Raw genomic sequence first — 14,548 nt, forward strand, 5'->3', positions numbered from 1 at the left:
TCTCCCGTTAACCGGTAAGAGTAGACATTGATCGGTCGAGATTATGACTTATCAAAAATTTCTCCAAGTATCACCGCATCTTCCGCGAACTGTCCGGCATCGTCACCTTTGACGAATTCGAGCATCGCGAAAGCCGGTTTTTTCCAGTCGCCTTCCGGCAAGGCATCCACGCACGCCCGCCAATAATCCGCGCGCTCGTGAAGCGGCAGGCGGCTGGCGTCGGCGAGCCAGGCGAAGACATGCAGGTGGCAGATGCGTGGGCCGAGTGCGGATATTTCCGCGAGTGCGTCCTGCAGCGGCAGGCCGGGGGCGGGTTGCCAGTAGAAAAAGAGGTTGGGCATCGGCAAATCCTGCATGAGTTGCAGGGCCGAGGGCAGGGTGTCCGTCAGCGAGTTGGGGTGATATTCGAGACCGATTGTCATGCCATAGTCGTGCGCCTGGCGGGCGATTGTCGCCAGCGCTTCCGTTGCCGCGCGGCGTTCGCCGGGGGAGTAATCGGCAGATGGCCGTTTGCGGCTGCCGGGCCAGATGCGGATATGGCCGGTGCCGAGGGCCTTTGCGGTTTCCAGCACGGCGGTCACATCTTCCGGCGCAAAATCCGGTGCAAAGATATAGGAGCCGTAAGAGGAGACGGAGAGGCCGGCTTGCGCCGTCCGCGCCGCCACATCCCTTGCATTGGCAAGGTTGCCGGGCGGTACATGGATATCCGCACCCCATTCGATGGACCTGATGCCGTTTGCGGCGGCAAGCTCGATGACGGCCTGTGGCGACAGGGAGCGGAAGGTGACGGAGCAGAGGCCCGGCTCGAAAAATCTCATGCGATCAGTTCCAGATGTTCCGGCCGCACCTGCTGTTGCAGGGGTGCCGCGCGGCAGAAGCGTTCGATTTCGGCAATCGCCATGTCGCCGAGCCTTGCGCGTTCAAGCCCGGTGGCGCCGGCGATATGCGGCGTCAGGAACACGTTCGGCAGGCTGTAAAAGGGTGAGTCCGGCGGTGGCACTTCCGGGTCGGTCACGTCGATGACGGCTTCGATGCGTCCGGTTTTCAGCTCGGCCAGAAGTGCGTCTTCATCCACCAGCGCGCCGCGCGCCGTATTGATCAGGGTCGCGCCATCCTTCATGCGGGCAAGCGCTGCCGCGCCGATCATATGCCGCGTCTGCGGCAGGGAGGGCGCGTGCAGGGAAATGACATCGCTCACCGCCATCAGCTCCTCGAGTGACACAAGCTGCACGCCGAGCTTTTCCGCCTCCGCAGGGCTTAGAAGCGGATCGAAAAGGATGAGGTTGAGATCGAAGGGCTGCAACAGATTGATGACGCGACGTCCGATGCGCGATGCGCCGACGATGCCGACCGTCAGGCCGAGATTGCCGATGGCCTGCGCCTGCAATCGCTCGACAGGGGCGCGGTCGCGATGCTCCAGATAAAGGCGTCGGAAGCCGAAGGTGCGCTTGCCGGCCAGCAGGATCATCGCCAGCGAGAATTCGGCGACCGGCTGCGCATTCGCCTCCGCCGCGCTGCACACGGTAACGCCACGATCGAACACCGCTTGCGACAGGAAATATTTGACCGTCCCGGCGGCATGGGAAATCAGCCTGAGGCGCGGCATCAGCGCCAGCTCCCGCGCGCCGATATCCGGACAGCCCCAGCCGGTCAGAAGAATGTCCGTCCGCGCCAGCTGCTCCTTCACGGAAGCGGCGTGGAAATCGCAGATCCGCCCCGTGTCGAGAATATCGACGCTCTGCGACAGCCTTTCGAGCGCCTGCGGTGTCAGCACATGCTGGGTTCGCTCCGGGTCCATGGCGAGGCTGAGACGCGGAAGCGGGCTCGTCATTGCGGCTCTCCCGCTGCCGCCATGCTGCTGACCGGAACGCCCCGTTCCGCAAACAGGCGGTCGAGCGCCTCCATATCCGGAAGTGCTGGGACCGTCGACAGCGCTGTTTCGCTTTCTGGCCCGGTCACCCCGGCAAAGACTGCGCAGGCAAGCAGGGTTTCGCCCGCCGGAATCTCGCCCCGCAGTTGCGGCACCGTGGTCTTGGCGTTGACGAGATTGGTGTTGGGCAGCGCCTTCAGCGCCACGCCGTGGCGGGTAACGCTCGAACCGAGATCGATGATGGCGGATATGTCTGTGCCGCAATCGGCGGTCGCCCGGCCGGTCTCTTCGCGCACAACATCGCGGTCGCCGTCGTTGCGGTTGATAGCGAAGCCGCCTTCGGTCACCGAAAGGGGGCGGGGAGAGGTGATCCGGTGCAGCCTGATATGCCAGCCGCCAGCCGCAACCAGCGTCGTTTCAACCGCCACATCCGGGAAGGGCTTCCATGTCGCCCGCAGGCTTTCCCCGGCCAGCAGAACCTTCTCGTTGGTTTCGCGCACGCGGTAATGCAGGCCATCTTCGGAGAAGGCCAGCATATTGTCGAAACCGTTGGTCCTGAAACCGCGTTCGTCCACTTCGACGCCGAACCCGTAACGGGAGGAATAGGCGAATTTGGCATATTTCTCCGGCCCGCCGCGCATGGAAAGGTTTTCCTGCCCGCTGGAAAGCGCCGTGACATTGCCGCTGGTCCGCATCATCACCATGCCGGGATGAATGAGCGCCTTTGGTTTTACGGATGTTTCGGGCAGCCTTTCCTCCGCCTGCCAGAAGGGGTGGCTTTCCGGCAGGGCGAGCGGCAGGAAGGCCTTGAAGGCCCAATAGGGCGAGCCCGCTGAATTATAGCTTTCCGACATGGTGAGCTGCGGATAGGCGTAGCCGATGGAAAGCACGCCGTCGCGGTCGGTAATCGGCTTTTTCGCCCACCAGCGCAGATGTTGCAGATAAAGCCCCTTGATCTCGCCCCAGGGCAGCGCCTCCTCATCGGCAAAAGCGAGACCCGCCCAGAAGCCGCCGCAGGCGAAGCGGTAGGTCATGGAGCGGCCGAAGGCGAGCGTGCCGCCATCCTCATCGAACCAGCTGGCGAAATCGCCGGCGAAAAGGCGCGCCCGCTCCCGGTAGCGTGCGGCGTAGGCATCGTCAGGCTTGCTGAGTTTCGCGTAGATCAGGCCGTAAAAATGCATGGCGAAGGCGATGTAATGGTCGATGCGGCGGTAATTACCGTCGCGATACCAGCCGTCGGCGATATAGAATTCGTCCAGTTCCTTCTGGAATGTTTCTGTCAGGCCGCGGTCGAAATCGATACCGAGATGATCCAGCGCCATGTCGACCATCACCCGGAAGAACTTCCAGTTATTATCGGCGTAATTGCGCTCGCGCGCCGTCAGCAGATAGCGGCGCACATTGTCTTTCTGTGCGTCGGATAGCGGTTCCCACAGGTGCTGCGGCGCAAGCCGCAGCGCGAAACCGAGGGCTGCAAGCTCTACCAGCCGCTGATCCCTTTGGCGCACGTCGCCCCAATATTCGGGATGGGAAGGATCGGTGCCGTTGGCTATTCCCCGTGCCAGAAGCGGCCAGTGGTCGAAATGATCGCCGCTCAGCGCAAGCGGTGCGATGCCCCAGAGCGGCCGGGCAAAACCTTCAAGATCGGCCGCCGCCCGGTCGAAATGCGCGGCGGTGCCGCTCAGCGTCACTCTTGCGCCACCCGGCGAAAAATAAGGAAGGAGCGGCGCAAAACTGTCGTCGAGCGCTCGTCGGACATCGGCGCGGCTTTTGAGCGGATTGCCATGCAGCGGATTGAATCTGGCCATGGTGGGCTTACTCATGGTGTCATGCATCGCGTGCCGCCTTTCCCGTTTTTTTCGCCTTGCCGGCCGTCTGTCCTTCCACCAGCTGCACGCCAAGCTGCACCTGACGGGCATTGGCGGAGGGTTCCGTCAGCCGGCGGCGCATCAGTTCCACCGCCTCGCGGGCGATTTCTCGACGGTCGACGCGGATCGTGCTGAGACGGGGCGTGGAAAGCTCGGCAAAGGGCAGGTCATCGAAGCCGATAATGGAAAGATCGTCCGGCACGGCGAGGCCAAGCTCCTGCGCCGCCCCCAGCGCGCCGAGCGCAATCGCGTCATTCATGCAGAAAATGCCGGTGAGTTCAGGGTTTTTGGCCAATAGCTGGCGAACCGCATCGCCCGCCTGTCCGAAGCCGCTATCCGCCGTCGAAAGCAGGAACTCCTCATAGGTCGTTCCCTCTTCCTCGAGGATCGTGTGGCGAAAGCCGCGCATACGTTCCCTGATGGTGTGGCGATGATGCGGGCCGATATAGGCGACCTTGCGGTGACCGAGTTCCAGCAGCCGCCGCGCCGCCAGCGCGCCGCCGTAAAAATTGGAAGGCGAGACGCAGTCCAGCATCATCGAGGGGTCGGCGCTGTTGACCAGAACCGGTTGCAGCACACCCTGCGTGATGCGGTGGATGATTTCATCCTCGGGATCGAGGCCGATGGCGAGAAGGCCGTCCACCTCGCAGACCCGCTGGGTCAGCGCGTCATCCACCTGTTTCTGGTGCAAAAGCCGGATATCGAGTTCGAAACCGTCCGTTTGGGCAAGGCTGCGCAGCATGTCGAAAATATCGTGATAAAAAGCGCCGATATCGCCGGTCGCCCTTTCGGCGGACATGAGTGCGAGGATTTTCTTGCCCTCCAGCGGGACGCCGCCGGTCTGGTTTGCGACCGGTCGCAACGGATAGCCAAGCTCCGCCGCCACCCCCAGAACCTTGGTCTGGATCGACGCGCTGATACCTTTCTCTCCCGCAAGAACGCGCGAGACGGTGCTGATGGAAACGCCGGCGCGCTGGGCGATATCCGACTGGCGCGGGCGGCTGATGTCGGGCGTATCGTTCATATCGTCTCCTGCGCTTGCAAAAAAATCTAATATGATGCAAATATTGCAAACAAAGAAAATTTGCAAGAATTTAAGTAGTCAGTGAAAAATTTGCAAAACGCGGGAGGAGCAGATGCAAACTATCGACAGACGTGGATTTTTGGTGACGGCGGCGCTGGCCGGTCTCGGCGTGGCGGCGGGAGGTTTTCGCGCGGCCGCGGCTGAGACCCGGCTTCGCTGCGTATGGTGGGGATCGGCCGACCGCAGCAAGCGCACCAACGACGTGATCGCCCTTTACCAGAAGGCTAACCCGCAGACGGAAATCAGCGGCGAAATGATCGCCGGTTCCGACTATTGGACCAAGCTTGCGACATCGATGGCGGGGCGCAACGTCGCCGATATCTTCCAGCTCGAACCTTCCACCATTGCCGATTATTCCGGCCGTGGCGCCTGCATGGAGCTGGACCAGTTCGTCGGCAAGTCGCTCGATCTTTCCACCTTCGGCAAAAGCGAGGTCGATCTCTGCCGCATCGACGGCAAGCTTTACGGCGTCGGCCTTGGGCTGAATTCCTTCTGCATGATGTATGACGCCGACACGCTGAAGGAAGCCGGCGTTTCCGTGCCGCAGGACCAGATCACCTGGAAGGCGCTCTCGGAACTGGCGCGCGATTTCAAGAAGAACGGTCCGGCAAAACGGAACTACTGGGCGGTGCCCTATGGCGCGCGTTATCATTATGTTTTCGATGTCTGGCTGCGCCAGCGCGGCAAGCTGCTGTTTCAGGACGGCACCATCGGCTTCAACAAGGAAGATGCGAAGGAATGGTTCGCCTATTGGGAGGACCTGCGCGAGAACAAGCTCTGCGTTTCCGCCGATATCCAGACGCGTGACGACAATACCATCGAATCCAACGCCCTGACGCTCGGCAATTCGGCCATCGGTTTTGCTTATTCCAACCAGCTTGTCGGTTATCAGAAACTCAACAAGCAAACGCTGTCCATCGGCATGCTGCCGGGCGAGGGGCCGGGCAAGCCGACCGGGCATTATTACCGGCCGGGCCTCATCTGGTCCATTTCGTCCACCTCGACCAATGCGGAAGCGGCGGCGAAATTCATCAATTTCTTCGTCAACGATCTGGAAGCCGGCAAGGTGCTCGGCGTCGAGCGTGGCGTGCCGCCGGCCAAGGTCGTGCGCGAGGCCCTGTTGCCAAGTCTCAACGAGACCGAGCGCAAGACGGTGGATTATATCGAAAGCCTGTCGGGCAAGCTCGATACCTATCCGGAACCCGCGCCGATCGGCGCTAACGAGTTCGACCGTGGCGTGATGCGCCCCATTGCCGATTCGCTCGCCTTCGGCCGCGCCAGTGTGGATGAAGCGGCGCAAAACCTCGTCGACACCGGCACGCGGACCCTGCGCAAGCGCGGCTGACGACGAAACGGGCACCGCCACGCGGCGTCGAGACCGTGTGGCGGTGCTCTTTTTTGTGAAGTGTCAGGGGTGAATGGCGCTTCATGCCTTTCAAAAGCGCCTGCATGACAAACAGCACTGGACAAGTGCATGGCATTTAAGCCAGAAATTCTGATCTGGATCGATAAATCTGAAGATTAGAATATGGCGCCCAATTTCCTCCTCGTTGATGCTGAAAAAGAATTCGATGTCCTGAAAGCGGCGGCCTCGTTGATCCGCGTGCAGATATTGAAGCTGCTGCATGAGGCGAGCGGCCTCAACGTCAACGAAATTGCGCAGAGGCTGGAGCTTCCCCAGTCCACCGTTTCCGCCGGCGTGGCCGTTCTCGAGGAGGCGGGGCTGCTGCGAACCGAAACGCGCAAGGCGCGCAAGGGCAACCAGAAAATATGCTTCGCCACCTGCGACGAACTCATTGTTTCCTTCCGCAAACCCGAGGCACCGGTCGCATCAAATTACATCGCGGTCGCCATGCCGCTCGGTCTTTATACCCAAAGTTCGGTAACCGCGCCCTGCGGCATCTGCTCGCCGGAGGGCATCATCGGCCTGCTCGATGTGCCCGATACATTCATGGATCCGGACCGCATGAAGGCGGCGCTGTTGTGGTTGACCTCCGGCTTCGTGGAATATCAATTTCCCAATAACGCCAAGATTCAAGGGCGGGAAGTCGAGGAAATCGAGTTTTCGATGGAGGTCAGCTCCGAAGTGCCGGGAACGCACAGCAACTGGCCTTCCGATATTACGCTATCCGTCAACGGCCGGGAAATCGGGGTCTGGACCTCGCCCGGCGACTTCGGCGACAAGCGCGGTGCGTTTACGCCGGACTGGTGGAAGCTCTCCGGTTCCCAATATGGCATGCTCAAGACCTGGCGCATCACCGCGCAGGGAACCTATGTCGACGGAACCCGGATTTCGGATGTGACGCTGGCGGATATCGATCTGACGAGCCACCGTTCCATCCGCTTGCGCATCGAGGTCAAGGCCGATGCAAAACATCCGGGCGGGCTGAATATATTTGGCCGCGGCTTCGGGAATTACGATCAGGACATCGTTCTGCGCCTGCGCACCGCAGGCTGATCCAGCCAATTTTCAAAAGTATGATTTTCGCGGTTGACAGGCGCGGATTCCCTCGGCAACTATATTATCAAATATGGTTTATATCATATTTTTAGATATAAATGCGCAGGGGAGGAGAGCCTTATGAAAGCGCGGGTTTCAGTCCACCGGGACTTCCGGATTGGGCGTATCGACGATCGTCTTTATTCCGCCTTCATCGAACATATGGGGCGTGCCATTTATGGCGGCATCTATGAGCCCGGCCATCCGCGGGCGGACGCGAACGGCTTCCGCAGGGACGTTCTGAAATTCGTGCAGGATCTGAAAATTCCCGCCATCCGTTATCCCGGCGGCAACTTCGTTTCGGCCTATCGCTGGGAAGACGGCATTGGGCCGCGCGACCAGCGCCCTATCCGTCTCGATCTCGCATGGCGCTCCAAGGAAACCAACCAGATCGGTATCAACGAATTCGCCGACTGGGCGCAGATGGCCGGCATCGAGATGATGCTCGCCGTCAATCTCGGTTCCCGTGGTCTGGATGATGCCCGCAATTTCCTCGAATATGTGAATTTTCCGGGTGGCACCACGCTCAGCGATCTGCGCCGCAGCCACGGCGCGGAAAAGCCCCACGGTGTGAAAATGTGGTGCCTCGGCAACGAGATGGACGGTCCCTGGCAGATCGGTCACAAGACGGCGGTGGAATATGGCCGTCTGGCCAATGAAACCGCGAAGGCCTTCAAGGGTTTCGATCCGACGATTGAAGCGATTGTCTGCGGCAGTTCCAATGACGGCATGCCGACCTATCCCGAATGGGAGCGCGAGGTGCTGGAGGAATGCTATGAGAATGTCGACCACATCTCGCTACACAAATATTTCGGCAATAACAGCCGCGACACGCTGAATTATTTCGGCAAGATCGAGGAAACCGGGCGCTATATCCAGACGATTGCCGGGGTCATCGATTACGTGAAGGCCAAAAAGCGCGCCAAAAACGAGGTTTCCATCTGCTTCGACGAATGGAACGTCTGGTATCATATCCGCGAAGAAGACGGCAAACGCATCAAGAGCTGGGACTGGCCGGAAGCGCCGGCACTTCTGGAAGAGACATACAACTTCGAAGATGCGCTTTTTGTCGCCGGTCTGCTCAACGAGTTCATCCGCCGTTCGGACCGCGTGCGCATCGCCTGCATCGCCCAGCTCGTCAATGTCATCGCCCCCATCCGGGCGGAAAAGAATGGACCGGCCTGGCGGCAGACGATCTATTATCCCTATCAGTTCGCTTCGCTTTATGGCCGTGGCGTCGCGCTGAACGTCGCCGTCGATTGCCCGACTTACGATTGCAACGCGGCCGACGACGTCAAATATCTCGATGTTGCCGGTGTTTATGACGAAGCGGAAGGCGTCGTGACACTTTTCGTGCTCAACCGCCATCTGACAGAAGCGGCAGAGATCGATGTCAGCCTCACCGGCTATTCATCCGCCACTCTCAGCCTGCATCTTGCCATGGCGGGATACGATCTGCGCCTCGGCAACGGCCCGGATCAGCCGGATCGCGTCGTGCCGGTGCCGGGCAGCGGCGTCGCCGTGGAGGACGGGGCACTGAAGGGTTCGGTGCCTGCGCTGTCCTATCATGTGCTGCGGCTGAAGGTTCAGTGAGGCGGCCATGGGTGTCCGTCTCAACAATGTCGCCAAGTCCTTCGGATCCTTCGCGGCGATCCGGGATGTTTCTATGGAAATTCCAGCCGGCAGCTTCGCGGTCTTCGTGGGGCCTTCCGGCTGCGGAAAATCCACCCTGTTGCGCATGATCGCCGGCCTTGAGGAAACCAGCGGCGGGCGCATCGCCATCGATGAGCGTGATGTCACCGCGGTCGAACCGGCGGATCGCGGCGTTGCGATGGTGTTCCAGAACTATGCGCTCTATCCGCATTTGACGGTGTTCGAGAACATGGCGTTCAGCCTGCGTCTTGCCCGCCGGCCGAAGGCGGAGGTGACGGAGAGGGTGGGCGAGGCCGCGCGCATCCTCCAGCTTGAGGAGCATCTGCACAAACGGCCCTCGCAGCTTTCCGGCGGCCAGAGGCAGCGCGTGGCCATCGGCCGCGCCATCGTGCGGCAGCCGAAGGTCTTCCTGTTCGATGAGCCGCTGTCCAATCTGGACGCCGAACTGCGTGTGCAGATGCGGCTGGAACTGACCCGGCTTCACCGCAAGCTGGGCGCGACGATGATCTATGTCACGCATGACCAGGTGGAGGCCATGACGCTTGCGGACAGGATTTTCGTTCTGAAGGGCGGCATCGTGCAGCAGGCGGGGGCGCCGCTTACCCTTTACGACGATCCGGACAATCGTTTCGTGGCCGGGTTTATCGGATCGCCCGCGATGAACTTCCTGCGGGCCGATATCGTCTCCCAGGCGGATGGCATCGTGACGCTCGCGCCCGAGGGCGCGGCAGGGCATCTCATGGCCCGGCTTGCCCAGTCCGTTTCCCCCGGCCAGCGGGTCGAGATCGGAATTCGGCCGGAGCATCTGACGATTGCGGAAGAGGGCGCCCTGCCGGTCGTCGTCGAGGTCGCGGAGGAGCTTGGCGATCTTTCCTACCTCTATACCCGCACCGGATCCGGGAAGGAAATCATCGTGCAGCGGCAGGGCACGCGGGAAAGGCTGGATGGCCGGTCGGTATCGCTTACCGCCTCGCCCGACCATGTCCTTGTCTTCGACGATGATGGCAGACGGTTGCGATAGGCGCGAGGAGGCGTCTTTCGAAACAGCAAACCATCCCTCAACGGGATGTTCTATCAAACGGGAGGAGTGAACGATGCGATTGATCAAGACATTGCTTGTTGGTGCGGCTCTGGGTCTCAGCGCCCTGCCGGCTCTCGCGAAGCAGGATATCGTCTGGTGGGACTTTCTGTCGGGCGGTGACGGCGTGCGCATGAAGGCGTTGATCGATGCCTTCAACAAGGAACACCCCGACATCCAGGTCAAGGGAACGACGCTCGAATGGGGCGTGCCCTTTTATACCAAGGTGCGCACGGCCTCCGCGGTGGGTGAGGGGCCGGATATCATGACCTATCACCTGTCACGCGCGCCGCTCGGCCTTGAAGAAAAAGTGCTGAGCGAAATCACCGAAAAGGATCTCGAGGATGCGGGGCTGAAGACCGGAGACTTCTTCAGCGCACCCGTGGATGCGGCCACCCAGAACGGCAAACTCTACGCCGTGCCGTTCGATATCCATGCGCTTGTCCTTTATTACAATGCCGATCTTCTGAAAGGCTCGCCCTATCTCGATGCCGAGGGCAAGCTGACCGGCATCGAGACGATCGAGGATTTCGAGAAGGCGCTGGCCTGGGCGAAGGACAATGGCGTCCAGACGCCGATCACCTATCAATCGGGTGGCGAAGGCGGGGTGTGGCGCGTCTTTTATACGCTGCTGTCGCAACAGGGCGGCGAACTCGTCACCGAAAAGGAGGTTCTCGCCGGCGACAATGCCGAAAAGGCGGCAAAAGCCATCGAGACCCTGTCCAGATGGCGGGAAAACGGCTGGGCCCCGGAACAGGCGGAATATGAAGCCTCGGTGGCGCTCTTCTCCGCCGGCAAATCCGCGTTCCAGCTAAACGGCGTCTGGGAAGTTCCGACCTACAAGGATCTGGAAAAGAACGGCAAGCTCGGCTTCAAATGGAGTGCGGTGGAAGTACCGCCCCTGATGGGCAAGCGCGCCACCTGGGCGGATTCCCATGCTTTCGCCATTCCGAATGAAGGTGACAAAACGGTCTCCGGCGAAAAACGCGCTGCGGTGATGAAGGTGATCGGCTGGATGGAGAAACACGCCATCAGCTGGGCCGATGCCGGGCATATTCCGGCTTACAAATCCATCACCGAAAGCAGCGAATACAGGGCGATGCAGCCGAATGCCACCTATGCCTCGCTGGCGGAAGCGGCGGTGTTCGATCCGAAGACCACCATAACCGGGGTCGCTTCGCCCGCCTATGATGCCGCTCTCAACGTCATTGCCCCCGCCATTCAGGGCTTCATGAGCAGCACCGACGCCGTGGAACAGATCAAGGATGAGCTGCAGGGCAAGCTCAGGTAATCGGCAGCCTGCCCTCCGGTTTGAAGCCGGAGGGCAGAGTGCAATGCGCAAGCTCCCGGAGACATTCCATGGCTATGATTGAAAACCGGCGCAAGAAATCGCTGATCGCGCTGTCGATGGTGACGCCGTTCGTTCTGGTCTTCACCACCTTCTTTCTTTATCCGCTGATAGAGATGGTGCGCATCAGCTTCACTGACGCGCCGCTGATCGGTGAGGGAAACTGGGTCGGCCTGGAGAATTACGCGAAACTGCTGAGCGACCGCCTGTTCGTCACCTCGCTCAAGAACAACGGCTATTTCGTGCTTCTGACCGTCGTGCCCACGACCGTCATCGCCCTGATGATCGCGCTCGCCGTCAGCCGCCTCTCGGGCGTGAAGCAGACGATTGCCATGAGCCTGTTTTTCCTGCCCTATGTGCTGCCGGTTTCGGTCGTCACCGAAATCTGGGCGTGGATGCTCGATCTGCAGTTCGGCATTCTCCAGCCGGTCATATCGCTGCTGGCGGGCAAACCCGTCGCCGTTTTCAAGAACCCCTACTGGGTCATGCCGATGGTCGCCGTCGTCACCATCTGGTGGACGAACGGATTCAATGTGCTGCTCTTCATTGCCGGATTGCGGAACATACCGGCCGAGCTTTATGAGGCTGCGGCTCTGGACGGTGCGACGACCTGGCAGCGCTTCCGCCGCGTCACCTGGCCCCTTCTGTGGCCGGTCACGGCGCTGGTGCTGACGCTGCAACTGATCCTGCAACTGAAGATATTCGACCAGATCTACCTCTTAAGCGGCGGCGGGCCGTTCAATTCCAGCTTCGTGCTGCTCCTCAAGGTCTACCGCGAGGCCTTCCAGATGAACAATGGCGGTTATGCGTCTGCCGTGGCGACGGTGCTTTTCCTGCTGATCGTCATCGTTTCCGTTTTCCAGTTCCAGCTGCTGCGCATCCGGAGGAATTCATGAGCCCGATGAGAAAATTCGAGAACCTCGTTCTGACGCTGCTGACTTTTTCGGCGGCCCTCGTCTGGATTTTTCCGCTCTACTGGAGCTTCGTCACCTCGCTTCGCGCCGATGAGAACGTTGCCGGCAACATGTCGCTTTTGCCGGACGAGTTCCGCCTCGGCGCTTATTTCAATGCGATATTCAATACCCGGCTGATGACCTGGTATGTGAACTCCATCGGCACGGCCGTCATCGTCACGATCTCGGTGCTGTTCATTTCCATGCTCTGCGCCTATGCGCTGTCGCAGATACGCTTTCCCGGCAGGCGTCTGCTTTATGGCATCGTGCTGGCGAGCTTCATGGTGCCGGCGCAAACGCTGGTCGTCACCCAGTTCATCCTGATGAAGAACCTCAACCTCATCAACACCTGGGCGGGCATCATCCTGCCGCAGTTGATCACGCCCATCGTCATCATCGTCTACAAGCAGTTTTTCGACAGCGTGCCGAAGGAGATGCGCGAAGCCGTGGTGCTGGATGGCGGCGGCGAATACACGATCCTGTTCCGGGTCTATCTGCCGCTTAACTGGGGCATCACGACCGCCATGGCGATCGTGACCTTCATTACGGTATGGAACGCCTTCTTCTGGCCCTTCCTCGTGGTCACCTCCGAAAACATGATGACGATCCCGGTCGGCATCACCCAGGTCAACGATGCTTTCGGTGTCGCCTATGCGCGGCTGATGGCTGTCGCCATGCTGGCGGCCCTGCCGGTCATCATCGCCTATGTCATCTTCCAGCGGCGCGTGACGGAGGCGATCATGATTTCGTCGGGTGTGAAGGGCTGAGGGCGGCTAAAACGCCGCTCCTCCGCCTCAGCGCAGGCGCTGCGGCATCGCATCCGCCGGTATCAGCGGCACATAGCTTTCGCCGTTCAACTGCTCGCGATGCTCGGCTTTCGCCGCGGCGATCATTGCCGGATCGAGCATGGCCTGCACGGCGGAGGCGGCCATGACCTTGCCGGCCTGCAACATCCCCTTGTGGGCGTAACCGGAGGTTCCCTGCGCCACCATCTGCCAGGTGTGGGGCGGTGTGCCATAGGCCTCTGTCGCCACATAGACCTGACCGGTCGGCACCAGCCAGCTGACATCGCCGACATCGGTTGAACCATGCAGGAAGGTTGGCTCTTCCTGAAAACCGTTCAGGTCTTCCGAAAGGATCTTGCCGCGTCTGGCGATGCGGGTCTGCACTTCGGCCGAGAAGGTCTTCTGAATGGATCCGGCAAAGTCCTTCTCGCTGTTGGAAAAGGCGGCAACGCCGATCTTTTCGAATTCCCGATGCATCATCCGGGCGAGCGTCACATTCGGCACGAGATCGGCCGATGCCGCGTCGAAGGTGATCTGCAGCTCGGTTCCAGTCATCAGCGCCGCGCCGCGCGCGACATCCTTGACGCGCTCGGTGATGTCGCGGACCTGATCCATTCTGGGCGCCCGAACCTTGTAGAGCACCTGCGCCTGCGACTGCACCACATTGGGCGCCCGTCCGCCCGTGTCGGTGATGGCATAGTGGATGCGGCCGTCCTGAATGATGTGCTCGCGCAGGTAGTTACAGCCAACATTGGTCAGTTCGACCGCATCGAGCGCCGAGCGTCCAAGATGCGGCTCGAACCCGGCATGGGCGCTGGTGCCGCGAAAGGTGAAATAGAGCTGGTTGGTGGCCAGCATGCGCGCATTGTAAGCGAGGTTTTCGTCCCATGGATGCCAGGTGAAGGCGACGTCCACATCGGCAAACAGGCCTTCGCGGGCCATATAGGCCTTGCCGCCGCCGCCTTCTTCGGCCGGGCAGCCGTAATAGCGGATCGTGCCTTCAAGCTTCAGTTCGTCCTTGCAGGCCTTGAGCGCGAGGATTGCCGCAAGCGCGCCGGTGCCGAGAAGATTATGGCCGCAGCCATGGCCGTTTCCACCCTCGGTGATCGGCGTGTGGCTGGCGACACCACTTTCCTGGCTAAGACCGGTCAGGGCATCGAACTCGCCGAGAATGGCCACGACGGGGTGGCCTTCGCCATAGCTGGCGACGAAGGCGGTTTCGATATTGCCGGCATTGCGGGTGACGGCGAAGCCCGCTTTTTCCAGCTCGTCCGCCAGCAGGGCCGCCGATTTTGTTTCCTCGTAACGGATTTCGGCGAAGGACCAGATGGCATCCGCCACGGATTTCAGATTATCCGCATGGGTGGCGACGGTGCGCTCGATGATGTCGATATAAGTCATGGTCTTCC

General features: G+C 60.6%; 12 protein-coding genes. 7 read left to right on the forward strand and 5 right to left on the reverse strand.

Features of this window, described 5'->3' with window-relative positions; genetic code table 11:
• Window positions 1–41: 41 nt before the first annotated feature.
• Genes I3J13_RS19435 through I3J13_RS19450 form a run of 4 tightly spaced genes read right to left on the reverse strand, consistent with a single transcriptional unit; the run spans window position 42 to window position 4,762 of the window.
• Window positions 42–818 (reverse strand): sugar phosphate isomerase/epimerase family protein, encoded by a 777-nt coding sequence (locus I3J13_RS19435; protein ID WP_196379861.1) that lies wholly within the window; start codon window positions 816–818, stop codon window positions 42–44.
• The gene (locus tag I3J13_RS19440) at window positions 815–1,831 is read right to left on the reverse strand and encodes a hydroxyacid dehydrogenase (protein WP_196379862.1); all 1,017 of its coding nucleotides are present in this window, start codon (window positions 1,829–1,831) and stop codon (window positions 815–817) included. The genes I3J13_RS19435 and I3J13_RS19440 overlap by 4 nt, the downstream gene beginning before the upstream one ends.
• A complete protein-coding gene (locus I3J13_RS19445; RefSeq protein WP_196379863.1) occupies window positions 1,828–3,705 on the reverse strand; it encodes a DUF2264 domain-containing protein in 1,878 nt (625 codons plus the stop codon). Before I3J13_RS19445 ends, I3J13_RS19440 begins: the two co-directional genes overlap by 4 nt.
• A complete protein-coding gene (locus I3J13_RS19450) occupies window positions 3,698–4,762 on the reverse strand; it encodes a LacI family DNA-binding transcriptional regulator (protein ID WP_065656075.1) in 1,065 nt (354 codons plus the stop codon). Before I3J13_RS19450 ends, I3J13_RS19445 begins: the two co-directional genes overlap by 8 nt.
• 112 nt (window positions 4,763–4,874) lie before the next feature.
• Between I3J13_RS19450 and I3J13_RS19455 the strand changes: the two genes are divergently transcribed.
• From I3J13_RS19455 to I3J13_RS19485, 7 genes are all read left to right on the forward strand, one after another.
• Window positions 4,875–6,167, forward strand: coding sequence for an ABC transporter substrate-binding protein (locus tag I3J13_RS19455; protein ID WP_035264369.1), 1,293 nt, complete (start codon window positions 4,875–4,877; stop codon window positions 6,165–6,167).
• A 183-nt stretch (window positions 6,168–6,350) separates the two neighbouring features.
• Entirely contained in the window at window positions 6,351–7,280 is a 930-nt protein-coding gene (locus tag I3J13_RS19460) for an ArsR/SmtB family transcription factor (RefSeq protein WP_003520170.1), read from the forward strand.
• Window positions 7,281–7,403: 123 nt separating this feature from the next.
• A complete protein-coding gene (gene arfA / locus I3J13_RS19465; protein ID WP_196379864.1) occupies window positions 7,404–8,915 on the forward strand; it encodes an arabinosylfuranosidase ArfA in 1,512 nt (503 codons plus the stop codon).
• 7 nt (window positions 8,916–8,922) lie between these two features.
• Window positions 8,923–9,996 (forward strand): ABC transporter ATP-binding protein, encoded by a 1,074-nt coding sequence (locus I3J13_RS19470; RefSeq protein WP_196379865.1) that lies wholly within the window; start codon window positions 8,923–8,925, stop codon window positions 9,994–9,996.
• A 73-nt stretch (window positions 9,997–10,069) separates the two neighbouring features.
• Window positions 10,070–11,344 (forward strand): extracellular solute-binding protein, encoded by a 1,275-nt coding sequence (locus I3J13_RS19475; RefSeq protein ID WP_196379866.1) that lies wholly within the window; start codon window positions 10,070–10,072, stop codon window positions 11,342–11,344.
• Window positions 11,345–11,412: 68 nt separating this feature from the next.
• A complete protein-coding gene (locus tag I3J13_RS19480; RefSeq protein ID WP_196379867.1) occupies window positions 11,413–12,297 on the forward strand; it encodes a carbohydrate ABC transporter permease in 885 nt (294 codons plus the stop codon).
• Complete coding sequence (locus I3J13_RS19485; RefSeq protein ID WP_059757170.1) at window positions 12,294–13,121, forward strand: carbohydrate ABC transporter permease; 828 nt, start codon at window positions 12,294–12,296, stop codon at window positions 13,119–13,121. Before I3J13_RS19480 ends, I3J13_RS19485 begins: the two co-directional genes overlap by 4 nt.
• A gap of 27 nt (window positions 13,122–13,148) precedes the next feature.
• Here the strand turns inward: I3J13_RS19485 and I3J13_RS19490 are convergent, their stop codons facing one another.
• Entirely contained in the window at window positions 13,149–14,540 is a 1,392-nt protein-coding gene (locus tag I3J13_RS19490; protein ID WP_196379868.1) for an amidohydrolase, read from the reverse strand.
• Window positions 14,541–14,548 lie beyond the last annotated feature (8 nt).

The organism is Agrobacterium leguminum (assembly GCF_015704895.1).
GTDB classification, from domain to species: domain Bacteria; phylum Pseudomonadota; class Alphaproteobacteria; order Rhizobiales; family Rhizobiaceae; genus Agrobacterium; species Agrobacterium leguminum.

What these genes read in the sequence shown, in the direction of transcription:
- I3J13_RS19485 (WP_059757170.1), top strand. Translation starts at nt 12,294, where the DNA reads ATGAGCCCGATGAGAAAATTCGAGAACCTCGTTCTGACGCTGCTGACT.
- I3J13_RS19460 (WP_003520170.1), top strand. Translation starts at nt 6,351, where the DNA reads ATGGCGCCCAATTTCCTCCTCGTTGATGCTGAAAAAGAATTCGATGTC.
- I3J13_RS19470 (WP_196379865.1), top strand. Translation starts at nt 8,923, where the DNA reads ATGGGTGTCCGTCTCAACAATGTCGCCAAGTCCTTCGGATCCTTCGCG.
- I3J13_RS19475 (WP_196379866.1), top strand. Translation starts at nt 10,070, where the DNA reads ATGCGATTGATCAAGACATTGCTTGTTGGTGCGGCTCTGGGTCTCAGC.
- I3J13_RS19490 (WP_196379868.1), bottom strand. Translation starts at nt 14,540, where the DNA reads ATGACTTATATCGACATCATCGAGCGCACCGTCGCCACCCATGCGGAT.
- I3J13_RS19440 (WP_196379862.1), bottom strand. Translation starts at nt 1,831, where the DNA reads ATGACGAGCCCGCTTCCGCGTCTCAGCCTCGCCATGGACCCGGAGCGA.
- I3J13_RS19445 (WP_196379863.1), bottom strand. Translation starts at nt 3,705, where the DNA reads ATGCATGACACCATGAGTAAGCCCACCATGGCCAGATTCAATCCGCTG.
- I3J13_RS19450 (WP_065656075.1), bottom strand. Translation starts at nt 4,762, where the DNA reads ATGAACGATACGCCCGACATCAGCCGCCCGCGCCAGTCGGATATCGCC.
- I3J13_RS19435 (WP_196379861.1), bottom strand. Translation starts at nt 818, where the DNA reads ATGAGATTTTTCGAGCCGGGCCTCTGCTCCGTCACCTTCCGCTCCCTG.
- I3J13_RS19480 (WP_196379867.1), top strand. Translation starts at nt 11,413, where the DNA reads ATGGCTATGATTGAAAACCGGCGCAAGAAATCGCTGATCGCGCTGTCG.
- I3J13_RS19455 (WP_035264369.1), top strand. Translation starts at nt 4,875, where the DNA reads ATGCAAACTATCGACAGACGTGGATTTTTGGTGACGGCGGCGCTGGCC.
- arfA (WP_196379864.1), top strand. Translation starts at nt 7,404, where the DNA reads ATGAAAGCGCGGGTTTCAGTCCACCGGGACTTCCGGATTGGGCGTATC.